Origin of the sequence: Nocardioides sp., assembly GCF_035503875.1 — a bacterium.
Lineage (GTDB): Bacteria > Actinomycetota > Actinomycetes > Propionibacteriales > Nocardioidaceae > Nocardioides.
Map to the genome: position 1 here is coordinate 1 of NZ_DATJTA010000030.1, position 25,235 is coordinate 25,235.

A 25,235-nucleotide genomic window follows, 5' to 3' on the forward strand; every position below is an offset into this window, starting at 1 on the left:
GAGTCGTCGCACGCGTCGGCGGCCCTGTCGTACGCCGACGGCCTGGCCAAGGCCTTCGAGCTGTCCGGGCAACGGCGCCGGCACGTGGTCGCCGTCGTCGGCGACGGCGCCCTGACCGGCGGCATGTGCTGGGAGGCGCTCAACAACATCGCCGCCGGCAAGGACCGCTCGGTGGTCATCGTCGTCAACGACAACGGCCGCTCCTACGCGCCCACGATCGGCGGCCTCGCCGATCACCTCGCGGCGCTGCGCCTGCAGCCCGGCTACGAGCGGATGCTCGACAGCGGCCGGCGCATGGTCAAGAAGATGCCGTGGGTGGGCCGTGCCGCCTACCAGCTGCTGCACGGGATGAAGGCCGGTCTCAAGGACGCCGTCAGCCCGCAGGTGATGTTCACCGATCTCGGCATCAAGTACCTCGGCCCGGTCGACGGGCACGACGAGGTCGCGATGGAGTCGGCGCTGCGCCGCGCGAAGGCGTTCGGCGGTCCGGTGATCGTGCACGCGGTGACCCGCAAGGGCATGGGCTACGCGCCCGCCGAGAACCACGTCGCCGACCAGATGCACGCGACGGGCGTGATCGACCCGCTCACCGGCAAGTCGCGCGGCGCCCCGGTGCCGGACTGGACGTCGGTGTTCTCGACCGAGCTGATCACCCAGGCCGAGCAGCGCGACGACATCGTCGCGATCACCGCGGCGATGCCCGGCCCGACCGGCCTGGCTCCGTTCGGGGAGCGGTTCCCGGAGCGGATGTTCGACGTGGGCATCGCCGAGCAGCACGCGGTCACCTCGGCCGCGGGCCTCGCGCTCGGCGGGATGCACCCGGTGGTCGCGATCTACTCGACGTTCCTCAACCGTGCGTTCGACCAGCTGCTCATGGACGTCGCGCTGCTGAAGCAGCCGGTGACGATCGTGCTGGACCGGTCCGGCATCACCGGCACCGACGGCGCGAGCCACAACGGCATGTGGGACCTGTCGTTCCTCCAGCTGGTGCCGAGCCTGCGCCTGGCCGCCCCGCGCGACGCCGCCCGGCTGCGCGAGCTGCTCAACGAGGCCGTCGAGGTCGACGACGCGCCGACCGTCGTCCGGTTCCCGAAGGGGCCGCCGCCCGCCGACATCCCGACGATCGGCAAGGCCGGTGCGGCTGACGTCCTGGTCCGCAACGGCAGGAAGGACGTGCTGGTCGTCGCCGTCGGGTCGATGAACGAGGTCGCCGTCGACGTCGCCGACCGGCTGGTCGCGCAGGGCATCGGCGTGACGGTGGTCGACCCGCGCTGGGTCAAGCCCGTCGACCCGGCGATCGTGGAGCTCGCCCGCGAGCACCGGCTCGTCGTCAGCGTCGAGGACAACGGCCGGGTCGGTGGCTGCGGCGCGGTGCTGCTGCAGACCCTCAACGACGCGGGCGTCACCACGCCGTTCCGGCTGCACGGCATCCCGCAGGAGTTCCTGGGCCACGCGAAGCGGGCCGCGATCCTCGAGCGGATCGGCCTGACGCCCCAGGCCCTGGCCCTCGGCATCGTCGAGGACATGACCTCGATGGCCGAGGATCGTTCTCCCGTCGATGCCGATCGTCCGGCCTGACCTCTCCCTCCGCGCCGCGCTGGTCGCGGCGCTGGTCCTCGCGTTCCCGGCCTGCACCGGCCACACCGAGGACGCCCTGCCGCCCCCACCGAGCGGCACGTCGTACGCCGCCGCACCCGACGTGGTCTCCGGCGTCCAGCAGGCCCTGCAGCGCCGGGCCCGCGCGGTCCTGGCCGGCGACGGCGCCGCCTTCGAGCGCGGGATCCGCGGCACCGCCGAGTTCCGCGAGCAGCAACGCACCTGGCTCGCCAACCTGCGCCAGCTGCCGGTCGGCGAGCTGAGCTACACCGTCGACCCCGCCGCGCTCGTGCGCGACGGCGACGACTACTGGGTGGTGGTCGAGGAGCACCTGCTGCTGTCCGGGTACGACGCCGTCCCCGTCGTCACCCGGGACCGCTACCGGTTCCGCCCCGGCACGCGGCGGCCCGACCGGATGGTCCTCACCTCCGTCACCGACCCGGCCTGGGAGCAGACCCACGAGGTGCACCCGCAGCCGTGGGACCTCGGTCGGGTCGTGGTGCGCAGCGGGTCCGGCGTCCTCGGGGTGTTCGACGAGGGCAGCCTGCCGGCGTCCGGCCCGCTGCTGCGCTCGGTCGAGCGGGGGATCGACGCGGTCGCCGCCGAGGTCCCGTACGACTGGTCGCGGTCCGTCGTGGTCTACGCGCTCTCGGACCCGGCGTACCTCCGGGTCATCGACGACGTGCCCGGGGGCGACCCGGACGTCCTCGACGGGGTGGCCTTCCCGGTCCCGGCCTCGCCCGGCGAGGAGACGCTGGCGGCGACCCGGTTCGCCCTGCACCCGCGGATGCTCGAGCGCGCCGGGGTCGCCCGCGACCGCCTGGTCCGCCACGAGCTCACCCACGTGGCCCTGGGCTCGCGCGACGACCACGCCCCGGTGTGGCTGAGCGAGGGGCTGGCCGAGTACGTCTCCGCGCAGGCGATGGACCCGGCCGAGCGCCGGGTGCCCGAGCGGGCGGTCCGGGCCGCGGAAGCGGGGTTCGACGCGCTGCCCGACGACGGGTCGTTCAGCGGGGAGGGCACGGCCACCAGCTACGCGCTGGCCTGGTGGGCCTGCGAGTACCTCGCCCGCACCTTCGACGAGTCGGTCCTGTGGAGCCTGCTCGACGAAGTGGGCTCCGGCGAGGTCGACCCGGACCGGCTGCTGCTCGACTGGCTCGAGATCCGGCCCGCCCGCCTGGCCCGGCGAGCGGGCGAGCTGATCGTCGCCGAGTACGGCGAGCCGGTGCCGCCGCCGGTGCCGCCGACGCCGACCGTCCCGGTCCCGACCGCCCCGAGCACGGATCCGGGCACCGACCCGTCGATGGTGCCGACCCAGACCCCGCCGGCCCCCGAGATCAGCCCGGCAGGCTGAGCGCGCGGGCGTGCGCGAGCGCCCACTCCAGCGCGGTGTCGGCGACCTTCTCCCAGCCCGGCTCGGCGCAGGTCCAGTGCGAGCGGCCCTCGAACTCGAGGTACTCCGCAGGGACGCCCGACTTGGCGTACTTCTTGGCGTTCGACTTGTTCACCGCCGGCGGCATGATGTGGTCGGCGGTGCCGCCGATGAACAGCAGCGGCGCCCGGTCGGCGTTGCGGTAGTCGACCCAGGTCTCCTGGTGACCGGGCTTGAAGTTGGCGATCAGCCCGTAGTCCCACACCCAGCGCCCCGGCGCGGCGATGGCGTAGCGCTCGTACGCCGCCTTCGCGGCCTCCTCGTCGAGGGTGTTGGTGAACGCGTAGTGGAACTGCTTCTCGGTGAACCCGACCGCGCGGTGCCGCTTCGCCGGGTTGTTCAGGGCGGGCCACAGCGACTTCAGCTGCGACGGCGGGTTGGTGCGCACCCCCTCGGTGGGGGCGGAGTTGATCGCTACGCCCGCCGCGCCCAGCCCGCGGTGCAGCAGCATCTGGGTCAGCGCGCCGCCGAAGGAGTGGCCCATGATGATCGGCGCCGTCGGGATCGACCGGACGACGTCGGCGAGGTGGTCGATCGTGGCGGTGATGTCGCACTCGGCGATGATCGACTCGTCGGCGCGCAGCGCCTCCACCTCGACCTCGAAGCCCGGGTAGGCGGGTGTCACGACCGTGAAGCCCTGCGCCTCGTAGTGGGCGACCCACTCCTCCCAGCTGCGGGGCGTGACCCACAGTCCGTGGACGAGCACGATCGTGTCGGGGGCAGGGTGCTGCTCGGCGTCCATGGTCGATCTCCTTCGGTGACGCGGTGGGGAGCCATGACGCTAGGGCCGCACGGCGTACGCCCGAACGGCTCTGGGTGCCCGCTCGTCGGCCCTGGGTGCCGCTGCGGGCGGCGATCGAAGACCACCCGCGTGGGTCATGCGCGGTGGCGGCGGTCCGTCGTACCGTCCGGGGCATGCCGGTGCTGCTCGACACTGCCGCGCTGGAGGCGCGCGAGCGCGCCGAGGCGTTCCGCACGACGATGCTGGTGATGACCGGCTCGACCCGGGTCGACCTGGAGCACGAGGAGCAGGGGACCGCGGCGCGGATGGAGCTCACCCCGGTCGGACCGGTGCAGCTGTTCAGCACGTGGAGCACCGGTGTCCGGATGACGCGCGGTTCGCGCGCTGCCCGCCAGGACTTCCCGGAGTACGTCGCGGTCGCGGTCCACGAGCAGGGCACGGGTCGGTACGACGCGGGCGCGCTGCAGCGGCGGGTCCATCCCGGGGAGCTGATGGTGGTCGACCTGACCCGGCCGTACTCCTTCGCCTGGAGCGGGATCGGCTCGTCGAGCTCGATGCAGGTCGCGACCGCCGACCTGGGGCTGTCGCCGGAGGTGATCGCGCGGGCCTCGACCCGGCTCGCCAGCAGCCCGCTCTACGGCACCCTGGCCCACCACCTGCGCGACCTGACCCGGCACGCGGAGACGCTCGCCTCCTCGCCGGCCGCCGTCGACGCCGGGACCGCGAGCGTGCACCTGCTGCGTGCGGTGCTCGCGGGCGCGGCCGAGGGTGGCCGGACCCCGGCCGACGTCACGGAGCGGACCCTGGCCGACCAGGTGCGGGCCTACCTGGCGGCGCACCTGCGGGAGCCCGACCTGGGACCCGACCGGGTGGCGGCGGCGCTGGCGGTCTCGCGGCGCCAGGTCTTCCGGGCCTGCCAGGCGGCCGGGTTCAGCCTGGAGCAGTACGTCATCGAGCGGCGCCTGGAGGGCGCGCGGGCTGAGCTGGCCCGGTCCCGGCGCGGCGTCGCGCGGGTCGCGCACGGCTGGGGGTTCAAAGACGCGACCCACTTCGCGCGCCGCTTCCGCACGGCCTACGGCCTGCTGCCCGGGGAGTGGCAGCAGGCCGTGGGTGCGCGGAACGGGACGGGGTGAGCGGGACGGGTCAGCCCTCCTTGCGGGCGACGATCTGACCGAGCACGACGTACCCCACCAGCAGGTGCAGCGGGGCGACGACCTGGGCGATGTCCTCGCCGAAGATCCCCATGGTCGGGATCACGACGACGGCCCAGCTCTCGGCGACCATCGGCCAGAACCGCGACACGCCGCGCCACCGACCGGCGACCGCGATCCGGATGCCGATGAAGAACATGCCGAGCATCGACAGCGGCCAGAACATGTCGAGCAGCAGCCAGCGGGTCTGGTCCAGGTTGCTGACCCCGGTGCCGTCGGCGATCGTCGAGCCGATGGCCAGCACGACCAGGACGGCCTCGAAGCGGACGAAGAACCGCGCGAGCCGGCCGGTGCCGAGTGCCCGGGTCCGGAACAGCACGGTGAGCAGGCACAGCAGTCCGACCTGGAACAGGCCGGAGCCGAACGCGAAGGCGATCCGGTCCGCGCCGGTCTCGCCGGGGTCGATCCCGCCGAAGGCCATGGTGACCGCCCAGGCGAGCGCGCCGACCGAGAGGACGGTGCCCTGGAGGACGTAGGGCCGGCGGGCGGGCGAGCCGGACGAGGTGGTGGTGGGCCGCACGTCGGTGCGGGCGGGGGTGGTGTCGGTGTAGTTCGTCATGGCAGCAACCCTCGGCGGGACGGCGACCCGGGCGGCAGGGAGCGCGGTCCCGTCCCCGGTCCCGCGAGATGTCCCGTCCGCGGCGGGACTCCGATCCCGGGACGACGGGACGGGTGCCGCTCGATACTGAGCGGGTGCACCCCGCCCGTCCCGCCCCGCGCGTCGCCCCGGTCGCGTACGTCGTCGCCGCGCTGGCCCTGCTGGCGGTCGGGCTCTGCATCCCGCTCGATCTCGTGAACGAGCCCGCCGACCGCGCCCGCGCCCTGATGGGCTGGGGCAGCTTCTCCGCCCTGGTCGGCGCGGTCGGTGCCGGTACGGCGGTCCCCGTCCTGGCCCGGCACCCGCGGCACCCGGTCGCCTGGGTGATCGCGCTGACCGGCCTGCTGTGGGCCTTCGACGGGCTGGCCGAGTCGTGGTCGGCGTACGGGATGGCGCACACGCCGTACCTGCCGCTCACCGGGTTTGCGGTCTGGGTGGTCGCCCAGCTCGGCGCGTTCCTGATGGTCGGGCTGCCGCTGGTGCTGGTCCTCTACCCGACCGGCCGCCTGGTCCCGGGGCGCTGGCGGCCGGTGAGCATCGGCGTGATCGCGATGGCCTGCGCGCTGCCGGTGCTGCTGCTGTTCGCCCCGGTGGACTCCCTGGAGGGCGACGGCTTCGCGATGCCGCTCGAGACCGGCATGCCGCAGCTGCCGGTCGACGGCGACCTCTACATCGCCCTGCTCACGGTCGGTCGGACCCTGACCCTGCTCTCGATCCCGCTCGCCGTCGCGGTGCTCCTCGCCCGGCAGCGCCGCGCGTCGGGGCGGGAGCGGCTCCAGCTGCGCTGGCTGCTGTGGGCCGCGATGACGTGTCTCGTCGTCTTCGGGATCGCGATCGTGCTGCACAACGGCTGGATCGTCACGATCGCCCTCGTGGTCGCGTTCGCGGTGACCGGCGCGTCGATCACCATCGGCATCCTCGATCCGGAGCGGTGGGACGTCGACGCGCTGCTGGCGGCCACCGGCGTGTGGTCGGCCGTCGCCGCGATCGTGGTCGTGCTCGACCTGGCCCTGCTCGCTCTGCTCGACGGGGTCCTGGGCGAGCGGCTCTCCGAGGGCGACGCGACGCTGCTGGTGCTGCTCCTGGCCGTCACGATCTACGGCCCGCTGCGCACCTGGGCCGGCGCCGTCGTACGACGCGTGCTGGTGGGGCGCCGCGGCGACCGGTACGCCGTGGTCACCGAGCTCGCCGCCCGCCTGGAGGAGTACGGCGACGTACGCCGCCAGCTGCCGGCCCTGGCCTCCGAGCTCGCCGAGGCGTTCAAGCTCGGCTTCGTGCGCGTGGAGGTGTTCCGCCACGGCGGCGGCACCCTCGCGGCCACGCACGGCGACGCGCCGGACGAGATCCGGGAGGTGCCGATCCGCTACGGCGCCGAGGAGGTCGGGCGGCTGGAGCTGCCCGCCCGCGGGGTCCGCTCGATGCTGTCCAAGCGCGACCAGGCGCTGCTCTTCGACGTGGTGCGGCAGGCCGCGATGGCGGTCCGCAGCAGCCGGCTCGCCGACGACCTGCAGGCGTCCCGCGAGCAGCTCGTGCTCGCCCGCGAGGAGGACCGTCGCCGGATCCGCCGCGACCTCCACGACGGGCTCGGCCCGGCGCTCGGCGGGGTCGCCATGCGCCTGGACGCCGCCGGGAACGCCCTGGACCACGACCCCGAGACCAGCCGCCGCCTCCTGGCCCAGTCGCGCCAGGAGATCACCGACGCGCTCGCCGACGTACGACGCCTCGTGCACGGGCTGCGTCCGCCGGCCCTCGACGACCTGGGCCTGCTCGCCGCGCTGCGTCAGCAGGCGGAGCGGCTGAGCTCGACCGAGCTGGGCGCGACCGTCGACGCCGAGGACCTGCCGCCGCTGCCCGCCGCGGTCGAGGTCGCGGCGTACCGCATCGCCTCGGAGGCGCTGACCAACACCGCCCGGCACGCGGACGCCGGGTGCGCCGTCGTCCGGCTGGCGGCGGTGCCGGGCGCGCTGCTCGTGGAGGTCACCGACGACGGCGTCGGGATCGCCCCCGAGGTGACCGCCGGGGTGGGCCTACGCTCGATCCGCGAGCGCGCGGACGAGCTCGGCGGCCGCACCGAGATCATCTGCCCGCCGGGCGGCGGCACCCGGGTGCGCGCCTGGCTGCCACTGAGCGTCGTGTCCGAGGACACCAGGATCGAGGAGACGGCATGAGCGAGACCGACGGTCCGGTGCGGGTCCTGATCGCCGACGACCACCCGGTCTTCCGCGACGGACTGGCCTCGCTGCTCGGCACCCAGCCCGCCGTGGCGGTGGTCGCGACCGCGGCCGACGGCGCCGAGGCGGTGGCCCTCGCGCTCGAGCACCGGCCGGACGTCGTGGTGATGGACCTGCAGATGCCCGAGATGAACGGCATCGAGGCGACCCGACGACTGGGCGTCGAGCTCCCGGAGACCCGGGTCCTGGTGTTCACGATGGGGGAGGAGGACGGCACGGTGCTCGCGGCGATGCGGGCCGGCGCCCGGGGCTACCTCGTCAAGGGCGCCAGCCAGGACGAGGTGGCGCGGGCCATCTCCACCGTGCACGCCGGCGGACTCGTCTTCGGCGCCTCCCTGGCCGCGCGGATCACCGACCTCCTCTCCGGGTCGACGACACCGGACCGGTCGGTCTTCCCCCAGCTGACCGAGCGCGAGCTGGAGATCCTCGACCTCATCGCGGCGGGGCGCAACAACGCCCAGATCGCGGCGGAGCTGTACCTGGCGCCGAAGACGGTGCGCAACAACGTCTCGAACATCCTGGCCAAGCTGCAGGCCACCGACCGGGCCGACGCGATCATCCGCGCCCGCGAGGCCGGCCTCGGCGGTGGCGGCTGAGCGATCCGGCCGGCTCCGGTCCGGCGCCGGGGCTGGTCAGAGGACGAGCAGCAGGAGCAGGATGACGGCGATGACCAGGGCGGCGACGGCGATGGTGCGAGTGTTCACGAAGGACTCCGATCTGTCGTGCTCCCTGAACGGGAAGCGGTGCCACCGGGTGCCCGAGTCCCGACCGTCGCAAACGGCGTACGCCGGCGCCCCGCGCGTGCGGGAGCCCGGCGTCGGGTAGGGGGTCCGTCATGAGCGTGTTCCGCACCAAGTCCGTCGAGCAGGCCATCGCCGACACCGACGACCCCGACCACCGCCTCCGCAAGGAGCTGGGCGCCGCCGACCTCGTCGTCTTCGGCATCGGGGTCGTCGTCGGTGCGGGCATCTTCGTGCTCACCGGCACCGTCGCGGCCTCCCACTCCGGTCCTGCCCTCGCGCTGTCGTTCCTGATCGCGGCCGTCGCGTGCGGGCTCGCCGGCCTCTGCTACGCCGAGTTCGCCTCGACCGTGCCGGTCGCCGGCAGCGCCTACACCTTCAGCTACGCCAGCTTCGGCGAGCTGATCGCCTGGATCATCGGCTGGGACCTGGCCCTGGAGTTCACGATCGGCGCCTCGGCGCTGGCCGTCAGCTTCTCGGGCTACCTCCAGGAGCTGCTCGCCGGCACGCCGTTCGAGGTGCCCACCCAGGTCGGCTCGGCCTCCGCGGGTGTCGTGGACCTGCCGGCCATCGTGGTCTCGCTGGTGATCATGGTGCTGCTCATCCGCGGCACGAAGCTCTCCAGCCGGGTCAACCAGGTGATCGTCGCGATCAAGCTCGCCGTGGTCGCGACCGTGATCGTCGTCGGCATCACGCTGGTCGACCCCGGCAACTGGGTGCCGTTCATCCCCGAGTCGCAGCCGACGACCGAGTCGGAGGGCGGCTTCCTCCACCTGCCGCTGGTCACCAGCATCTTCGGCATCGAACCGGCCGTCTTCGGGATCGCCGGCGTGATCTCGGGCGCGGCCGTGGTCTTCTTCGCCTTCATCGGCTTCGACGTGGTCGCGACCACCGCCGAGGAGGCCAAGAACCCCCAGCGCGACGTCCCGATCGGCATCCTCGGCTCGCTCGCCGTCGTCACCGTCCTGTACGCCGCCGTCAGCCTGGTCGTCACCGGGGTCCAGGACTACCGCGACATCGACCCCGACGACGCCGCCCCGCTCGCGACCGCGTTCAACGAGGCCGGGGTGGACTGGATGGGCGACCTGATCTCGGTCGGGGCCTGCATCGGGCTGGTGGCCGTGGCGATGATCCTGATGCTCGGTCAGAGCCGGGTCGCGTTCGCCATGTCACGCGACGGCCTGCTGCCCCGCGGGCTGTCGTCGGTGCACCCGCGCTACGGGACGCCGTACCGGATCACGCTGATCACGGGCGTCGTGGTCGCCGCGATCGCGGGCTTCGTCGACCTCGCGACGCTCGCCAGCCTGGTCAACATCGGCACCCTGTTCGCCTTCATCCTGGTCAGCATCGGTGTCGCCGTCCTGCGCCGTACCCGGCCCGACCTGCCCCGCTCCTTCCGCACCCCGGTGGTGGGTCTCGTCTCGGTGCTCGCGACGCTGCTGTGCCTCTACCTGATGCTCAACCTGTCCGGCGAGACCTGGCTGCGCTTCCTCATCTGGATGGCGCTCGGCGTCGTGGTCTACGCCGTGTACGGCCGCAGGCACAGCCGGCTCGGCGAGCGGGAGCGCGAGCCCGTCCCGCCGCCCGGGGGCTGACCGGTCCGTGGCTCCGTCGATCACCCGAACCGGGGGAAGTACGCCCGTGACCGCGCCGCGACGCTGTGGGATTCCAGCCGACCCCAGCCGCGAAGGAAGGGCAGCCCATGAGCGGACGCATCGTGGTCGGCATCGACGGGTCCGAGCACAGCGGAGGCGCCCTCGACTGGGCGGTTGCCCGCGCCCGCCTGGGCGGCGAGCAGCTGGAGCTGGTGCACGCGTACAGCCCGGTGCCCGCCGTACCGACCGGCGACCTCTACGGCCTCCACGACCTCGCCGCCAGCCAGACCGTCGAGTGGTACGCCGAGCTCGCGAAGCAGCTGCTCGATACCGCGGCCGGCCGCGTCCGCGAGCTCGCGCCGGAGCTGACCTGCACCACCAGCGCCCGGCCGGGTCAGCCGGGTGCCGTGCTGATGGCCGCCTCCGAGGACGCGGACGCGGTGGTCATCGGTCGGCGCGGGCTGGGGAACGCGGTGGGCGCGCTGCTGGGCTCGGTCAGCAACCAGATGGCGACCGACGCGACGTGTCCGGTGGTGGTCGTCGGAGAGGGCGACGTGCCGACGACCGGGCCGATCGTGGTGGGCGTCGACGACTCGCAGTTCGGCATCAGCGCGCTCCGGTTCGCGATTGACGAGGCGGTCCTGCGGGGGACGTCCGTGCGTGCCGTGACCGCGTACGACGTCCTGCAGCCGGCCGGCCTCCGCGCCGACCCGGAGCTCGTCGAACGGCAGCAGGCCGACGTCGAGGGCGAGATCGCCAACCTGGTGGACCGGGTGCTCGGCGAGACGCCGGGCGGAGCCGCGGTCTCGGTGGAGCACGTCGCCGTGCACGCCGAGCCGGCCCCGGCGATCCTGGGCCATGCCGGGAACGCCCAGCTCATCGTCGTCGGCACCCACGGCAAGGGCCTCGTCCGTCGGGTCCTGCTCGGGTCGGTGAGCCGGGACGTGCTCCACGGCGCCGACCGGCCGGTCGCCGTCGTCGACGTCGGGAAGGGCCTGATCTGAGCGGGCGCGGGATCGTCAGCGCGTCCGGACGGCGCGCACGACCACGTCGTGCAGCGGCACCGGCCGGCCACCCGGGCCGGTGAGGACCCGGTCGACCTCGTCCGTGGTCCGGACTGTCCAGACCGTCGGGTCCAGGCGGTCCGTGACCGTCGCGGCCGTCACGGAGGCGGCCGCGGGCGGGCCGTCGTGGTCGTGCCCATGACCTTCGTGCCCATGACCTTCGTGATGGCGGTGGCCGACGATCAGCAGCGTGCCGCCGGGTGCGACCCAGTCCGCGATCCGGTCGTAGAAGTCCAGCTGCGGCATCGCGGGATGGGCGTAGTGGGTGGCGACCAGGTCGTACGGTGCCTCGGGCGTCCACGTCGTGAGGTCGGCCGCGAACCACTCGATGCGCTCGGCGCCGGGCAGTCCGGCGGTCCGCTCGCGCGCCTGGGCGATGGCGCTCTCCGCGATGTCGACGGCGGTGACCCGCCATCCGGCCGCGGCGAGCCAGGACGCCTCGGCTCCGCTGCCGCAGCCCGCGTCGAGCGCCGTACCCGGCTCGAGCTCGTCGGCGACGGCGCGCAGCGCGGGGTGCGGTCCGCTCGCCGCCATCGACCCGTGGGCGCCGGAGCGCCAGCGCTCCTCCCAGAACTCCCGGTCGAACTCGTTGCTCATGCATCCTCCGTGTCGGCTCGCGTCGTCACGACGAGCATGCGACGCTGGGTGGCGATATCGCAAAGGATGTTGCCGAATGGAAAATCGCTCACCCGGTCCCGACGACGCCGATCGGACCCTCGACGCGGTGGGTCCGCGGCTCAAGGCCCTGCGGCAGCGCCGGTCGACCACCCTCGCCGAGCTGGCCGAGCAGACCGGCATCTCCGTCAGCACGCTCTCGCGTCTCGAGACCGGGCTGCGACGACCGACGCTGGAGCAGCTCCTGCCGCTCGCCCGGGTCCACGGCGTCACGCTCGACGAGCTGGTCGACGCCCCGGCCACCGGGAACCCCCGGATCAACCTGCAGCCGATCGCGGGTCCGGACGGCGCGGTCATCCTCCCGCTGACCAGGCGGGCAGGCGGGATCCAGGCGTACAAGTTCGTGCTCCCCGCCGGCACCGACGACGCCGTACCCGACCTGCGCACCCACGACGGCTACGACTGGGTCTACGTCCTCGACGGGACCCTCCGCCTCGTCCTCGGCGAGCACGACCTGCTGCTCGCAGCGGGTGAGGCCGCCGAGTTCGACACCCGCACCCCGCACTGGTTCGGCGCCACCGCCGCCGGCCCCGTCGAGTTCCTCAGCCTCATCGGCCGCCAGGGCGAACGCGCCCACGTCCGCGCCGCCCCCCGGTGAGCCGACCCGTCACTTTCTCGGCAGTTTTCGCGGTGTGTCGACGAGAAAGTGACGGGTCGGGCTGGGCCTGGGTCGGACTGGGGTCAGTGGAAGGAGCCGAGGCCTTCGCGCTCCAGCAGCATCGTCAGGCCGCCGTTCCAGAACGAGAAGCCGGCGCCGGTGATCATCGCCAGGTCGAGGTCCTCGGCGGCGGCGACCACGCCCTCGTCGAGCATGATCTGCACCTCCTCGGCGAGCCCGGTGAGCACCTGGGTGCGGACCTCCGACGCGGACAGCTCGACCGGGGAGGCCGGCTGCTCCAGCAGCGCCGAGACCTCGGGGTCGAGCGTCCCGTCCGGCAGGAAGTACGACGACTTCCGCGCCTCGACGACCCGCTGCAGGGCCGGCGACACGTAGAACCGGTCGGGGAACGCCTGAGCCAGGGTCTCGGTGTTGTGCAGCGCGATCGCCGGGCCGACGAGCGCGATCAGCGTGAACGGGGGCATCGGCGCGACACCCGCGAACGAGCCGTCGACGACCTCGATCGGGGTGCCCGCGTCGACGATCCGGCTGACCTCGCTCATGAAGCGACCCAGCAGCCGGTTCACGATGAACGACGGGCTGTCGTTGACCAGGATGGTCGTCTTCTTCAGCGCCTTGCCGGTGGCGAACGCCGTCGCCAGCGTCTCGTCGGAGGTGGAGGATCCGCGCACGATCTCCAGCAGCGGCATCACCGCGACCGGGTTGAAGAAGTGGAAGCCGACGACCCGCTCGGGGTGCTCCAGGTCGGCGGCCATCTCGGTGATCGACAGCGACGAGGTGTTGGTCGCCAGCACGCACTCGGGGGAGACGACCTTCTCGACGTCGGCGAAGACCGACTTCTTGACCGACATCTCCTCGAAGACGGCCTCGATGACGAAGTCGGCATCGGCGAACGACGCCGCCTTGTCGATCGTGCCACTGACCAGGGCCTTGTGCCGGTTGGCCTTGTCGGAGTTGATCCTGCCCTTCGCGAGCAGCTTGTCGATCTCGGCGTGGACGTAGCCCACGCCCTTGTCGACGCGCTCCTGGTCGAGGTCGGTCAGCACGACCGGCACCTCGAGGCGGCGTACGAACAGCAGCGCCAGCTGCGAGGCCATCAGGCCCGCGCCGACGATGCCGACCTTGGTGACCGGGCGCGCGAGCGACCGGTCGGGTGCGCCGGCGGGCCGCTTGGCCCGCTTCTGCACCAGGTCGAACGAGTACAGCGAGGCGATCAGCTCGGGCGTGTGCGACATCGCCTCCAGGGCGTCGTCCTCGGCCGCGAAGCCCTCGTCGCGGGTCGCCGTACGGGCCGCCTCGATGAGGTCGACCGCCGTGGCGGCCGCGGGGCTGGCGCCGCCGGTGCGACCGGCCACGATCTGCCGGCCGCGCGCGACGGCCGCGTCCCAGGCCTCGCCCCGGTCGACCTCCGGACGCGACACGACGGTCGCGCCGGTGAGGACCGACGCCGCCCAGAGCAGCGACTGCTCGAGGAAGTCCGCGCCGGAGAACATCGCATCCGCGAGACCGAGCTCGTACGCCGCCCGGCCCGACAGCGTCTTGCCGTTGTTGAGTGGGTTCTCGACGATGACGGTCACCGCGCGGTCCGCCCCGATCAGGTTCGGCACCAGGTAGGCGCCGCCCCAGCCGGGGACCAGGCCGAGCATCACCTCGGGCAGGCCCAGCGCGGGCGCGCTGTCCAGCACCGTGCGATGGTCGCAGTGCAGGGCGACCTCCAGGCCGCCGCCGAGCGCGAGGCCGTTGACGAAGCCGAACGACGTCTTGCCGCCGTCCTGCAGCTTGCGGAAGACCGCGTGCCCCAGTTCGGCGACCACGCGGACGGCGTCAGGCCCGCCGCCCGCGACCGAGGTCAGGTCGGCGCCCGCGGCGAGGATGAAGGGCTTGCCGGTCACGCCGATCGACGAGATCGACTCGTCGGCCAGCGCCGCGTCGATGGCCGCGTTCAGCGCCAGCAGCGAGCGCGGGCCGAACGTGTTCGGCTTGGTGTGGTCCTCGCCGTTGTCGAGGGTGATCAGGCCCATGACACCGGCGCCCAACGGGAGCGTCACCTTGCGCAGGTGGGCGGCCGTGACGCGCTCGGCGTCGGAGGAGATCGCCTCGGCACGCTTCAACAGGTCGTTCATCAGGCCACTCCCTCGGTGGTCGAGCTCGTCGAGACCCAGTGCGGGTTCTCCCAGATGACCGTGCCGCCCATGCCGATGCCGATGCACATGGTGGTCAGGCCGTAGCGGACCTCGGGGCGCTCCTCGAACTGCCGCGCCAGCTGGGTCATCAGCCGGACGCCGGAGGAGGCGAGCGGGTGGCCCATCGCGATGGCGCCGCCGTACGGGTTCACGCGCGCGTCGTCGTCCGCGATGCCGAAGTGCTCCAGGAACGCGAGCACCTGCACGGCGAACGCCTCGTTGACCTCGAACGCCTCGATGTCGTCGATGGTGAGGCCGGCCTGCTTCAGCGCCTTCTCGGTCGCCGGGATCGGGCCGGCGCCCATCACCTCGGGCTCGACGCCGACGAAGGAGTACGACACCAGCCGCATCCTCACCGGCAGCCCGAGCTCGCGCGCGGTCTCCTCGTCGGCGAGCAGCGCGGCCGTCGCGCCGTCGTTGATGCCGGCGGCGTTGCCCGCGGTCACCTTGCCGTGCGCGCGGAACGGCGTCTTCAGCGTGGCCAGCGACTCCATGGAGGTGCCGGGCCGCATCGGCTCGTCGGTCGACGCCAGCCCCCAGCCCTCCTCGGCGGAGCGGGTCGCGACCGGCACCAGGTCGGGCTGGATCTTCCCGGCGTCGTACGCCGCCGCCGTCTTGGCCTGCGAGCGGACGGCATACGCGTCGACGCGCTCGCGGGTGATCGTGGGGTAGCGGTCGTGGAGGTTCTCCGCGGTCTTGCCCATCACCAGCGCGTCAGGGTTCACGATGCGCTCGGAGAGGATCCGCGGGTTCGGGTCGACGCCCTCGCCCATCGGGTGCCGGCCCATGTGCTCGACGCCGCCCGCGATGGCGACGTCGTACGCGCCGAAGGCGATGCCGGATGCCGTCGTGGTCACGGCGGTCATCGCGCCCGCGCACATCCGGTCGATGGCGAAACCGGGGACGCTCTGCGGCAGCCCGGCGAGGAGGGAAGCGGTGCGGCCGATGGTCAGGCCCTGGTCGCCGATCTGGGTCGTGGCGGCGACGGCCACCTCGTCCACACGCTCCGGCGGGAGCGACGGGTTGCGACGCATGAGCTCGCGGATGCACTTGATGACGAGGTCGTCGGCGCGGGTCTCGGCGTACTGACCCTTGGCCTTGCCGAAGGGGGTGCGTACGCCGTCGACGAAGACGACCTCTCGCAGCTGTCGGGGCACCTGTTCTCCTGGGTGGGGGTGGTGGGGACGAGGCAAGATTACCCATGAGTAACAACTTCGGCGACGAGGGTGGGCGTGTGCGTCGTCACGCGGGGGATCACCACTAGGGTGGCGTCGTGACGTCAGAACCCAGGCTCGTGCACATCGTGGACGAGGTCCCCGAGCTCGACGACCGCCAGGACCCGACCGACGGGCTGACGATGGTGCTCGTCCTCGACGGCTTCCTCGACGCGGGCAACGCCGCGGCCCGCGCCGCGCAGCACCTGCACGACCTCGACGACGGCGGCTCGGTCGTGGCGACGTTCGACGTCGACCAGTTCCACGACTACCGCGCCCGCCGACCGGCGATGTCCTTCCTCCAGGACCACTACGGTGCGTACGACGCCCCGCGGCTCGTCGTCCGGCTGCTCCACGACACCGGCGGGACGCCGTACCTCCTCTTCCACGGGCCGGAGCCCGACAACCGGTGGGAGGCGTTCTGCCGCGCGGTCAGGGAGGTCGTCGAGCGCTTCGGGGTGACCAGGACGGTCGCCATGGGCTCGGTGCCGATGGCCGTGCCGCACACTCGGCCGATCGCGCTGACCTCGCACGCCAACGACCCCGCCCTGCTCGTCGGCGAGAGCCGGTGGCGCGGCGAGCTGCGGGTCCCGAGCAGTGCGCAGGCCCTCCTCGAGGTGCGCCTGGGGGAGTGGGGCCACGCGGCCCAGGGCTTCGTGGCCCACATCCCGCACTACCTCGCGCAGCTGAGCTTCCCCCAGGCCTCGGCGACCCTGCTGGAGCAGGTCGAGATCGCGGGCCGGCTGACCGTCGACCTCTCCGGCCTGCGCGCGGAGGCCGAGGACCGCGCGGCCGAGATCGCCCGCTACCTGGAGGCCAACGACGAGCTCGGCGACGTGGTCGCGGCGCTGGAGCGCCAGTACGACTCCTTCGAGCGGGCCGAGGCCTCGGGCGCCAACCTGCTCGCGCCCGACCAGCCGCTGCCCAGCGGCGACGAGCTCGGTCAGCAGTTCGAGCAGTTCCTGGCCGGCCTCGAAGGTCCGGACGACGACAAGTCGGGGAGCTGAGATGCCGAAGGACGCCGCCGCCCTGCTCGCGCTGCTCGACCTCGAGCGCATCGACGACAACCTGTTCCGGGGCGCGCAGGAGCCCTCCGCGCTGCCCCGCGTCTTCGGCGGGCAGGTCGCCGCGCAGGCCCTGGTGGCCGGCACGAGGACCGTTGACCCGGCGTACGGCGTGCACTCGCTGCACTCCTACTTCCTGCAGCCCGGCGACCCCGGCGCGCCCATCGTGTACGACGTGGAGACGCTCCGCGACGGTCGCTCCTTCGCGACCCGGCGGGTGCTGGCGCGCCAGCACGGCCGGCCGATCTTCGCGCTGACGGCCAACTTCCAGGTGTCCGAGGAGGGCTGGGAGCACCACGACGTGATGCCCGAGGTGACCTCGCCCGAGAAGTCCCTCGACCCGCGCCAGGTGCTGGCCCAGATGTACCCCGACCGCGACACCAGCGCCGACAGCGAGTGGGACGTCGCCGACCTGCGCTACGTCGGCAGCTCGGGCGACGGCCTGCTGGCCGAGGACCCCGAGCACCCGGGCCTCCAGCGCTGCTGGCTGCGGGTCTCCTCGCGGCTGCCCGACGACCCGTTCCTGCACGTCGCGGCGTTCACCTATCTCTCCGACATGACCCTGATGGGCTCGGCGCTCGCGCCGCACGGGGCGCGCCCGGAGGACGGCACCCACATGGTCGCCTCGCTCGACCACGCGATCTGGTTCCACCGGCCGTTCCGTGCCGACGAGTGGTGGCTCTACGACCAGACCTCGCCGTTCGCCGGCGGCGGGCGCGGGCTCGTCACTGCCGGCGTGTTCACCGAAGGCGGCACGCTGGTCGCCACCGTCGCCCAGGAGGCACTGTTGCGGAAGTTCGACCCCTCGCGAGCGCGCGCATGAGCGACGTCGCCGAGCTGGTGCGGCTGCTCGACCTCGAGCAGATCGAGCCCGACCTCTTCCGGGGCGCCCAGCCCGACTCCGCCCGGGCCCGCGTGTACGGCGGCCAGGTCGCCGCCCAGGCCCTGGTCGCCGGGATCCGCACCGTCGACCCGGCGTACGCCGTCCACTCGCTGCACTCCTACTTCCTGCGCGGGGGCGACTACTCCGTCCCGATCGTGTACGACGTCGAGCGGATCCGCGACGGCCGGGCCTTCCAGACCCGCCGGGTCGTCGCCCGCCAGCACGGGCGCCCGATCTACTACCAGACGCTCGACTTCCAGCGGCCCGAGGAGGGCTACGAGCACCAGGACGCGATGCCGGCGGTCGGCACGCCCGAGCAGGGCTTCGACCTGGTCGAGCTGATGCGCTCCGGTGGCAACACCGAGGCGGACGCTCTCGGCAAGGAGTGGTCCGCGCTCGACGTGCGCTACCTCGGTAACACCCGCACCGGCCTGCCCGCGCACCACCGCTACCAGGCGCAGGCGCAGATGTGGGTCCGGATCCGCGAGGAGCTGCCGCCCGACCCGGTGGTCCACCTCGCCGCGTTCACCTACGCCAGCGACGTCAGCCTGCTCGGCGCCTCGCTCGCCGCTCATGACGCGAGTCCGTCGCACACCCAGATGGCCTCGCTAGACCACACCATCTGGTTCCACCGCCCCTTCCGCGCCGACGAGTGGTGGCTCTACGACCAGTGGTCACCCTCCGCCAGCGGCGCCCGCGGCCTCTCCCTCGGCCGCGTCTTCCTCACCGACGGCACCCTCGTCGCCACCCTCGCCCAAGAAGGCCTCATCCGCCCCCGCCCGAACGCTGGTTGAGGTGCAAAGGACGGCGTCCTGCGCCGGCCTGACGGTGGTCGAGGTGCGAAGGACGAAGTCCTGCGTCGGCCTGGCGCTGGTTGAGGTGCGAAGGACGAAGTCCTGAGCCTCGAAACCCGGTGACCTGCAAGTCGGCCTCGTGAGGGTCGGGTGCGGACGGTGGTCTCGATACGCCCGCTCGTTCCTCGCGGGCTACTCGACCAGCGAGTAGTGCCACGCTGGTTGAGGTGCGAAGGACGGAGTCCTGAGCCTCGAAACCCGGTGAGCCGCACGACGGCTTCGATCGGGCGTGCTTGTCGGGCTGCGGGGGTTTCGAGGCTCGCTGCGCTCGCACCTCAACCGGCGTTGGGTGGCGGTGGTTGAGGTGTGAAGGACGAAGCCTGCGCCGGCCTGGCGGTGGTTGAGGTGTGAAGGACGGAGTCCTGAGCCTCGAAACCCGGTGAGCGGTACGACGGCCGTCGGTCGGGCGTGCTTGTTGAGGTGCGGGGGTTTCGTGGCTCGCTGCGCTCGCACCTCAACCGGCGTTGGGGCACCGGGGACCCGGTGAGCGGTACGACGGTGTCGGTCGGGCGTGCTTGTCGGGCTGCGGGGGTTTCGAGGCTCGCTGCGCTCGCACCTCAACCGGCGTGGGGTCAGGCGGCGTCGGCCTCGTCGAGGGTCAGGCCGAGGGCGAGGGCGGTGTCGTGGAGCACCTCGGCGGCGAGCTCGGGGTTGTCCGAGAGGCTCTGGCCGTAGCTGGGGATCATCTTCTCCAGCGCGGGGAGCCACTCCTCGGCCTTGTCGGGGAAGCAGGTGCTCAGCACGTCGAGCATGATCGGGACGGCCGTCGAGGCGCCCGGCGAGGCGCCGAGCAGGCCGGCGATGGAGCCGTCGCCGGCGGCGATCAGCTCGGTGCCGAACTGCAGGACGCCGCCCTGGCCGGGGACGTTCTTGATGACCTGGACCCGCTGGCCGGCGACGATCTTCTCCCAGTCCTCGGCCTTCGCGTCGGGGAAGAAGTGCCGCAGCTCCGCGAGCTGGGACTTCCGGCCGGCGAGGACCTGGCCGATCAGGTAGAGCGTCAGGCCGACGTTGCGCAGCCCGACCTGGATCATCGGCCACAGGTTGTGCAGGCGGATCGAGCGGAACAGGTCGAGCAGCGAGCCGTTCTTCAGGAAGCGGGGGCTGAAGCCAGCGTACGGGCCGAACATCAGGCTGGGCTTGCCGTCGACCATCCGGGTGTCGAGGTGGGGTACCGACATGGGCGGCGCGCCGACGGCGGCCTTGCCGTACACCTTGGCCTGGTGGCGGGCGACGATCTCGGGGTTGGTGGTGCGCCAGAACTCGCCGCTCACGGGGAAGCCGCCGAAGCCGCGGATCTCCGGGATGCCGGAGCGCTGCAGCAGCGTCAGCGCCTGGCCGCCGGCGCCGACGAAGACGAAGCGGGCCGAGGCGTCGTACTTGCCGGAGCCGTCGCGGTGCTTGCCGCGCACGCGCCAGCCGCCGCCCTCGAGGCGGTCCAGCTTGCGCACCTCGACCCCGGTCACCAGGTCGATGGCGCCGCGGTCGTCCAGCGCGCCGACCAGCAGGCGGGTCAGCGAGCCGAAGTCGACGTCGGTGCCGGCGAGCGAGCGGGTCGCGGCCACCGGCTCGTCACGCTCGCGGCCGGCCATCAGCAGCGGCGCCCACTGCTCGATGACGTCGTGGTCCTCGGTGTACTCCATGCCGACGAAGAGCGGGTGCTCGGCGAGCAGCTCGTAGCGCTTGCGCAGGTAGGCGACGTTCTCCTCGCCCCACACGAAGCTGATGTGCGGGCTCGGGTGGACGAACGAGGTGGAGTCGGGGATCTGCCCGCTCTCGACCAGGAAGGCCCACAGCTGCCGGCTGAGCTGGAACTGCTCGTTGACGCTGATCGCCTTGCTGACGTCGACGGAGCCGTCGGGGCGCTGCGGCGAGTAGTTGAGCTCGCACAGCGCGGCGTGCCCGGTGCCGGCGTTGTTCCAGGGGCCGGAGGACTCCTGCGCCAGGTCGTCGAGACGCTCGACGACGGCGACCCGCCAGCTCGGCTCCACCTGGTGCAGGAGCGTGGCCAGCGTGGCCGACATGATGCCCCCGCCGACCAGGATGGCGTCGTACTGGACAGGTCCTTCGCTGGCCGAGCTCACGCTGTTGTTCTCCTGTCGATGGGGATGGCGCGCACGAAAATAGGTGCACCTTCACCAACACCGATCGGCAGGTCTGTTTTCCCCTGAGCAGGAGAGACATGGTTCACATTTCGGTGCTCCGACCGAGCAGATGAGGAGCCCCGTCGCGGGGTCGGGAGAGCGAGAACGCGTGGCCGTCGTCGAGTCGTATGACGCCGTACTCGACGGTTCCCGGAAGGGGGATGGGCTTCTTGAAAGCGGCGTCCACACGGACCGCGCCGGGGAGCCGGTTCTCGATCGCGGCGACGCACCGGGCGAGGCTCCACATGCCGTGCGCGATCGGTCGCGGGAAGCCCAGCGCGCGGGCCGTCAGGGGATGCAGGTGGATCGGGTTGTGATCTCCCGACACGGCGGCGTACCGGCGTCCCAGGTCGGCGGGCAGCCGCCAGGTCAGTCCGTGCGGAGCGGCCTCCGGGAGGTCGACGCCCTCGGCCGGCGACCCGGTGCTCGCTCCTCGGCGCAGGTACGTCGAGGTGCTCTCCCAGACGGTCTCGTCCCCGGACCGGGCGGTTGCCTCGAAGGCGTAGGCGGTGCCCTTCGGGTGAGGCAGGGCGGCGCCGACCTCGACCTCCACGGCGAGTGTCTCGCCCACGGCGATCGGCCGGTACGCCGTGATCGAGTTCTCGACGTGCACGGTGCCGATCGCGGGGGCGGGGAAGGCCTGGTCGCCCAGGATCTCCAGGTGCAGGCCGAAGGCCAGCAGGTGGGGGTAGGTCATCGGGACGGTGTCCTTGGCGGGGAAGCCGCAGACCGCGGCGTACCGCTCGACGTGCTCGCGCTCGATCGTCACCGGCGGGCGGGACCGCCGCAGGCCGGTGAAGCCGTCGGCCGGTGCCTTCCTGACGCCGGGCAGCCGGTTGACCAGGGGGACGCTGGGAAGTGCGGCGCGGACGAGCGACATCAGGCGCCCAGCATCATCTGGCCGCACACCCGGACGACGTTGCCGTTGACGGCGGTCGAGCCGGGGGAGGCGTACCAGGCGACGGTCTCGGCGACGTCGACCGGCAGCCCGCCCTGGGCCATCGCGTTCAGCCGCTGGCCGACCTCGCGGGTCGCGAACGGCACCGCGGCGGTCATCTTCGTGATGATGAACCCGGGCGCGACGGCGTTGACGGTGATGCCGCGGTCCAGGTCGTCGGCGAGCGAGTCGACGAGCCCGATGACGCCCGCCTTGGAGGCGGCGTAGTTGGTCTGACCGACGTTGCCCGCGATGCCGGCGATGCTCGCGACCCCGACGATCGAGCCGTTGTCGTTGATGACGCCCCGGTCCAGCAGCTCACGCGTGATCCGTTCGGGCGCGGTGAGGTTCACGGCCATGACGGAGTCCCAGCGGTCCTCGGTCATGTTGGCCAGCTTCTTGTCACGGGTGATGCCGGCGTTGTGGACGACGACGTCGACGCCGCCGTGCTGCTCGGCGAGGTGGTGGGCGATGCGCTGCGGCGCGTCCCGTCCGGTGATGTCGAGGGCGAGCCAGTCGCCGTCGAGCTCGCGCATCAGTGCCTGCAGCTCGCTGGCCGCCTGCGGTACGTCGACGCCGACGACCGTCGCCCCGTCGCGGTGCAGGACCCGGGCGATCTGCTCGCCGATGCCGCGGCTCGCGCCGGTGACGAGCGCGACTCGCCCGGTCAGCGGCCGGGTCCAGTCGGCGACCCCGCCGGCCGTCGTCGCGCCGTGGGCGCCGATGCGCACCACCTGCCCGGAGACGTACGCCGACTTCGGCGACAGAAGGAAGCCGAGCGTGGAGGTGGCCGCAGCCTCCGCGCCCGCGGCCACGTAGACGAGCTGGACGGTGCCACCCCGGCCGATCTCCTTGCCGAGGCTGCGGGTGAAGCCCTCCAGTGCGCGCTGGGCGACCCGCTCCGCACCCGCGACCTGCTCGGGCGGGGTACCGAGCACGATCACCCGCGGGCAGGTCTCGAGCCGGCGCAGCAGCGGGGTGAAGAACTCGCGCAGCGCACCGAGCCGGTCCGACGAGGTGAGGCCGGTCGCGTCGTAGACGAGGCCCTTGAAGCGCTGCTCGGGACCCGCGTCGTCGGTGTGGTCGATGCCCAGGTCGTCGAGCAGGCCGGGGAGCGACCGGGCCAGCCGGCCGTCGCCGCCGAGCAGGACGGTGCCGTCGACGAGCGGCGCGCCCGCGTCGTACCTCTCCAGGCGGGTGGGACTCGGCAGCCCCAGGTTCTTCACGAGGAACTTGCCGATCTGCGAGGACGCGAAGTCCTGGTAGCGGTCGCTCATGACACTCCATGCAACTAGTCGTGTAACTCCGAGTCCACATTTCATGACGTGGGTCTCATGTCGTTGTTGAGGTGTACCCAGGTGGGAACCATGGAGCCATGACCTCCAGCACCCGACGCGTCGCCGTCCTCGGCGGCAACCGCATCCCGTTCGCCCGGTCCAACACGGCGTACGCCGACGCCTCCAACCAGGACATGCTCACCGCGGCGATCGACGGACTGGTGGCGCGCTACGGGCTGGCGGGGGAACGGCTCGGTGAGGTCGTCGCGGGGGCGGTGCTGAAGCACTCGCGCGACTTCAACCTGACCCGCGAGGCGGTGCTGGGCTCGAAGCTCGCGCCCGAGACGCCGGCCACCGACATCCAGGAGGCGTGCGGCACCGGCCTGCAGGCGACGATCCAGGTCGCCAACAAGATCGCGCTCGGGCAGATCGACGCCGGGATCGCCGGCGGGACGGACACGACGTCGGACGCACCCGTCGCGATCAGCGACAAGCTGCGCCGGAAGCTGATGCGGGTCAACGCAGCGCGCGACACCGCCGGCAAGGTCAAGGCGCTCGGCGCGATCCGCCCGGGCGACATCGGCCTGGAGATCCCGCAGAACGGCGAGCCGCGCACCGGGCTGTCGATGGGCGAGCACGCGGCCCTCACGGCACTGGAGTGGCGCGTCACGCGCGAGGAGCAGGACGAGCTGGCGGCCGCGTCGCACCAGCACCTCGCGGCGGCGTACGACGCCGGCTGGCTCGACGACCTCGTCACGCCGTACCGCGGCCTCGAGCGCGACAACAACCTGCGTCGGGACTCGACCGCCGAGAAGCTGGCCAAGCTGAAGCCGGTCTTCGGTCGCGGCGAGGCGGCGACGATGACCGCGGGCAACTCGACCCCGCTCACCGACGGCGCGTCCGTCGTCCTGCTCGGGTCGGAGGAGTGGGCGGCCGCGCACTCCTTGGAGCCGCTGGCGTTCCTGGTCGACTCCGAGACCGCGGCCGTCGACTACGTGCACGGCAACGAGGGCCTGCTGATGGCCCCGGCGTACGCCGTCCCGAGGATGCTCGCGCGCCGCGGCCTGTCGTTGCAGGACTTCGACTTCTACGAGATCCACGAGGCGTTCGCGTCGCAGGTGCTGGCGACGCTGAAGGCGTGGGAGGACCCGGTGTTCTGCACCGAGCGCTTGGGCCTCGACGCCCCGCTGGGCTCGATCGACCGCTCGCGGCTGAACGTGCACGGGTCGTCCCTCGCCGCCGGGCACCCGTTCGCCGCCACCGGCGGCCGGATCGTCGCGACGCTGGCCAAGCTGCTCGCCGAGCGCGGGTCGGGCCGCGGTCTCATCTCGATCTGCGCCGCGGGCGGTCAGGGCGTCGTGGCGATCCTCGAGCGCTGAGTCAGGCGCTGGCGAGCGCGAGCGCCGAGGTGACCAGGTAGTCGCGGACCTGCTCGGGCGAGATCTGTCCGACGGTCGGGATACCGGGGGAGGCCTCCTTGACCAGGATTCCGACCCGGGCGAGCTGCAGCGCGCCCAGACCGCTGGCGTACAGCGTGTTCGCCAGCAGCGTCGGGTCCTCGACGCCGAGCTCCTCCAGGGCGGAGCCGAGGACGGCCAGACAGGCGGAGATGCTGCGCCCGAGCCGGAACAGCGCGCCCTCGGAGATCTCGTCCAGCAGCTCGGGGCCGGAGCGGCGCATCAGCGCCTGGGCGCAGTCCACGAACGCCGGGTGTGCCAGCCCGTAGTCGACGAACGCCGTGACGATCGAGGCCAGCCGCTCCTCGGGCGTCGCGCCCCCCGCGCTGTCGAGCTCGCCATGCAGCTCGTCGAGGTACCCGACCAGCACCAGCGCGAACAGCTCCTCCTTGCCGGAGAAGTGCCGGTAGACGATCGCCCGGTTGATCCCGACCGCGCCGGCGATGTCGTCGATCTGCGCGTCGCGCACCCCGCGCTGGTCGAAGAGCGCCCGGGTGGCGCCGATGATCTCCGCCTCCCGCTTGCGCCGCCGCGCCGCCGCAGCCGTACGCCGACCGTCGGTCGCAGGCGCACGGGTCGGCATACCCCGATGCTAGCCGTCCTGTAACCCCGAGTTGCACCACGAGTCCCACGCCGAGTAGGCAGAACTTGCACGCCGAGTAGGCAGAACTTGCGCGCCGAGTCGGCAGAACTTGCGCGTCGAGTCGGCAGAAGTTGCG

At 72.6% G+C, this 25,235-nt stretch carries 21 protein-coding genes; 12 read left to right on the top strand and 9 right to left on the bottom strand.

All coding sequences use genetic code 11. The features are described from left to right. Together VMF51_RS06985 and VMF51_RS06990 are read left to right on the top strand one after the other, a co-directional pair. Positions 1–1,578: 1-deoxy-D-xylulose-5-phosphate synthase (locus tag VMF51_RS06985; protein ID WP_325473689.1), on the top strand; the 1,578-nt coding region annotated here is incomplete at its 5' end. Continuing rightward, the gene (locus tag VMF51_RS06990) at positions 1,559–2,950 is read left to right on the top strand and encodes a hypothetical protein (RefSeq protein WP_325473690.1); all 1,392 of its coding nucleotides are present in this window, start codon (positions 1,559–1,561) and stop codon (positions 2,948–2,950) included. The genes VMF51_RS06985 and VMF51_RS06990, both read left to right, overlap by 20 nt. Here the strand turns inward: VMF51_RS06990 and VMF51_RS06995 are convergent. Then, positions 2,934–3,770, bottom strand: coding sequence for an alpha/beta hydrolase (locus tag VMF51_RS06995; RefSeq protein WP_325473691.1), 837 nt, complete (start codon positions 3,768–3,770; stop codon positions 2,934–2,936). The two genes, VMF51_RS06990 and VMF51_RS06995, sit on opposite strands and share 17 nt — an antisense overlap. Before the next feature lie 173 nt (positions 3,771–3,943). Between VMF51_RS06995 and VMF51_RS07000 the strand changes: the two genes are divergently transcribed. Further along, positions 3,944–4,903, top strand: a complete 960-nt coding sequence (locus VMF51_RS07000; RefSeq protein WP_325473692.1) for a helix-turn-helix domain-containing protein — start codon at positions 3,944–3,946, stop codon at positions 4,901–4,903. A 10-nt stretch (positions 4,904–4,913) separates the two neighbouring features. Here VMF51_RS07000 and VMF51_RS07005 read toward each other — a convergent pair whose 3' ends face one another. Next, positions 4,914–5,540 (bottom strand): hypothetical protein, encoded by a 627-nt coding sequence (locus tag VMF51_RS07005; protein WP_325473693.1) that lies wholly within the window; start codon positions 5,538–5,540, stop codon positions 4,914–4,916. 134 nt (positions 5,541–5,674) lie between these two features. On the opposite strand from VMF51_RS07005, the gene VMF51_RS07010 reads away from it, so the two are divergent. The 4 genes from VMF51_RS07010 (at position 5,675) to VMF51_RS07025 (ending at position 11,149) form a co-directional block, all read left to right on the top strand. Continuing rightward, entirely contained in the window at positions 5,675–7,747 is a 2,073-nt protein-coding gene (locus VMF51_RS07010) for a sensor histidine kinase (RefSeq protein ID WP_325473694.1), read from the top strand. Continuing rightward, entirely contained in the window at positions 7,744–8,406 is a 663-nt protein-coding gene (locus tag VMF51_RS07015) for a response regulator transcription factor (RefSeq protein WP_325473695.1), read from the top strand. Before VMF51_RS07010 ends, VMF51_RS07015 begins: the two co-directional genes overlap by 4 nt. A gap of 239 nt (positions 8,407–8,645) precedes the next feature. After that, complete coding sequence (locus tag VMF51_RS07020; RefSeq protein WP_325473696.1) at positions 8,646–10,145, top strand: amino acid permease; 1,500 nt, start codon at positions 8,646–8,648, stop codon at positions 10,143–10,145. 107 nt (positions 10,146–10,252) lie between these two features. Continuing rightward, the gene (locus VMF51_RS07025; protein ID WP_325473697.1) at positions 10,253–11,149 is read left to right on the top strand and encodes a universal stress protein; all 897 of its coding nucleotides are present in this window, start codon (positions 10,253–10,255) and stop codon (positions 11,147–11,149) included. Between the two features lie 15 nt (positions 11,150–11,164). Here the strand turns inward: VMF51_RS07025 and VMF51_RS07030 are convergent, their stop codons facing one another. Then, positions 11,165–11,806, bottom strand: coding sequence for a class I SAM-dependent methyltransferase (locus tag VMF51_RS07030; protein ID WP_325473698.1), 642 nt, complete (start codon positions 11,804–11,806; stop codon positions 11,165–11,167). Between the two features lie 76 nt (positions 11,807–11,882). Here VMF51_RS07030 and VMF51_RS07035 point away from each other — a divergent pair, with 76 nt between their 5' ends. Then, positions 11,883–12,482 (top strand): XRE family transcriptional regulator, encoded by a 600-nt coding sequence (locus VMF51_RS07035; protein ID WP_325473699.1) that lies wholly within the window; start codon positions 11,883–11,885, stop codon positions 12,480–12,482. Between the two features lie 83 nt (positions 12,483–12,565). Here the strand turns inward: VMF51_RS07035 and VMF51_RS07040 are convergent, their stop codons facing one another. Beyond that, positions 12,566–14,626 carry a 3-hydroxyacyl-CoA dehydrogenase NAD-binding domain-containing protein gene (locus tag VMF51_RS07040; protein ID WP_325473700.1) on the bottom strand — a complete coding sequence of 687 codons (2,061 nt, stop codon included), beginning with the start codon at positions 14,624–14,626 and terminating at the stop codon, positions 12,566–12,568. After that, on the bottom strand, positions 14,626–15,843 hold the full coding sequence (locus tag VMF51_RS07045) for a thiolase family protein (RefSeq protein ID WP_325473701.1): 1,218 nt from the start codon (positions 15,841–15,843) through the stop codon (positions 14,626–14,628). The genes VMF51_RS07040 and VMF51_RS07045 overlap by 1 nt, the downstream gene beginning before the upstream one ends. Before the next feature lie 116 nt (positions 15,844–15,959). Here VMF51_RS07045 and VMF51_RS07050 point away from each other — a divergent pair, with 116 nt between their 5' ends. The 3 genes from VMF51_RS07050 to VMF51_RS07060 are packed head-to-tail and all read left to right on the top strand — an operon-like array spanning position 15,960 to position 18,641. Then, on the top strand, positions 15,960–16,907 hold the full coding sequence (locus tag VMF51_RS07050; RefSeq protein WP_325473702.1) for a PAC2 family protein: 948 nt from the start codon (positions 15,960–15,962) through the stop codon (positions 16,905–16,907). A gap of 1 nt (position 16,908) precedes the next feature. Then, on the top strand, positions 16,909–17,787 hold the full coding sequence (locus VMF51_RS07055; protein ID WP_325473703.1) for an acyl-CoA thioesterase II: 879 nt from the start codon (positions 16,909–16,911) through the stop codon (positions 17,785–17,787). After that, the gene (locus tag VMF51_RS07060; RefSeq protein WP_325473704.1) at positions 17,784–18,641 is read left to right on the top strand and encodes an acyl-CoA thioesterase II; all 858 of its coding nucleotides are present in this window, start codon (positions 17,784–17,786) and stop codon (positions 18,639–18,641) included. The genes VMF51_RS07055 and VMF51_RS07060 overlap by 4 nt, the downstream gene beginning before the upstream one ends. A gap of 632 nt (positions 18,642–19,273) precedes the next feature. Here VMF51_RS07060 and VMF51_RS07065 read toward each other — a convergent pair. From VMF51_RS07065 to VMF51_RS07075, 3 genes are all read right to left on the bottom strand, one after another. Next, positions 19,274–20,785, bottom strand: a complete 1,512-nt coding sequence (locus VMF51_RS07065) for a malate:quinone oxidoreductase (RefSeq protein WP_325473705.1) — start codon at positions 20,783–20,785, stop codon at positions 19,274–19,276. A gap of 103 nt (positions 20,786–20,888) precedes the next feature. After that, complete coding sequence (locus tag VMF51_RS07070) at positions 20,889–21,725, bottom strand: MaoC/PaaZ C-terminal domain-containing protein (RefSeq protein ID WP_325473706.1); 837 nt, start codon at positions 21,723–21,725, stop codon at positions 20,889–20,891. After that, entirely contained in the window at positions 21,725–23,059 is a 1,335-nt protein-coding gene (locus VMF51_RS07075) for a 3-oxoacyl-ACP reductase (protein WP_325473707.1), read from the bottom strand. Before VMF51_RS07075 ends, VMF51_RS07070 begins: the two co-directional genes overlap by 1 nt. A 98-nt stretch (positions 23,060–23,157) precedes the next feature. Here VMF51_RS07075 and VMF51_RS07080 point away from each other — a divergent pair, with 98 nt between their 5' ends. Continuing rightward, positions 23,158–24,438 (top strand): acetyl-CoA C-acetyltransferase, encoded by a 1,281-nt coding sequence (locus VMF51_RS07080; RefSeq protein ID WP_325473708.1) that lies wholly within the window; start codon positions 23,158–23,160, stop codon positions 24,436–24,438. 1 nt (position 24,439) lies between these two features. Here VMF51_RS07080 and VMF51_RS07085 read toward each other — a convergent pair whose 3' ends face one another. Continuing rightward, the gene (locus tag VMF51_RS07085; RefSeq protein WP_325473709.1) at positions 24,440–25,099 is read right to left on the bottom strand and encodes a TetR/AcrR family transcriptional regulator; all 660 of its coding nucleotides are present in this window, start codon (positions 25,097–25,099) and stop codon (positions 24,440–24,442) included. Between the last annotated feature and the right edge of the window lie 136 nt (positions 25,100–25,235).

Excerpts from the sequence above, each read along its gene's own strand:
- VMF51_RS06990 (WP_325473690.1), top strand. The coding sequence starts at position 1,559 with ATGCCGATCGTCCGGCCTGACCTCTCCCTCCGCGCCGCGCTGGTCGCG.
- VMF51_RS06995 (WP_325473691.1), bottom strand. The coding sequence starts at position 3,770 with ATGGACGCCGAGCAGCACCCTGCCCCCGACACGATCGTGCTCGTCCAC.
- VMF51_RS07000 (WP_325473692.1), top strand. The coding sequence starts at position 3,944 with ATGCCGGTGCTGCTCGACACTGCCGCGCTGGAGGCGCGCGAGCGCGCC.
- VMF51_RS07005 (WP_325473693.1), bottom strand. The coding sequence starts at position 5,540 with ATGACGAACTACACCGACACCACCCCCGCCCGCACCGACGTGCGGCCC.
- VMF51_RS07015 (WP_325473695.1), top strand. The coding sequence starts at position 7,744 with ATGAGCGAGACCGACGGTCCGGTGCGGGTCCTGATCGCCGACGACCAC.
- VMF51_RS07020 (WP_325473696.1), top strand. The coding sequence starts at position 8,646 with ATGAGCGTGTTCCGCACCAAGTCCGTCGAGCAGGCCATCGCCGACACC.
- VMF51_RS07025 (WP_325473697.1), top strand. The coding sequence starts at position 10,253 with ATGAGCGGACGCATCGTGGTCGGCATCGACGGGTCCGAGCACAGCGGA.
- VMF51_RS07030 (WP_325473698.1), bottom strand. The coding sequence starts at position 11,806 with ATGAGCAACGAGTTCGACCGGGAGTTCTGGGAGGAGCGCTGGCGCTCC.
- VMF51_RS07035 (WP_325473699.1), top strand. The coding sequence starts at position 11,883 with ATGGAAAATCGCTCACCCGGTCCCGACGACGCCGATCGGACCCTCGAC.
- VMF51_RS07040 (WP_325473700.1), bottom strand. The coding sequence starts at position 14,626 with ATGAACGACCTGTTGAAGCGTGCCGAGGCGATCTCCTCCGACGCCGAG.
- VMF51_RS07055 (WP_325473703.1), top strand. The coding sequence starts at position 16,909 with ATGCCGAAGGACGCCGCCGCCCTGCTCGCGCTGCTCGACCTCGAGCGC.
- VMF51_RS07060 (WP_325473704.1), top strand. The coding sequence starts at position 17,784 with ATGAGCGACGTCGCCGAGCTGGTGCGGCTGCTCGACCTCGAGCAGATC.
- VMF51_RS07070 (WP_325473706.1), bottom strand. The coding sequence starts at position 21,725 with ATGTCGCTCGTCCGCGCCGCACTTCCCAGCGTCCCCCTGGTCAACCGG.
- VMF51_RS07075 (WP_325473707.1), bottom strand. The coding sequence starts at position 23,059 with ATGAGCGACCGCTACCAGGACTTCGCGTCCTCGCAGATCGGCAAGTTC.
- VMF51_RS07080 (WP_325473708.1), top strand. The coding sequence starts at position 23,158 with ATGACCTCCAGCACCCGACGCGTCGCCGTCCTCGGCGGCAACCGCATC.
- VMF51_RS07085 (WP_325473709.1), bottom strand. The coding sequence starts at position 25,099 with ATGCCGACCCGTGCGCCTGCGACCGACGGTCGGCGTACGGCTGCGGCG.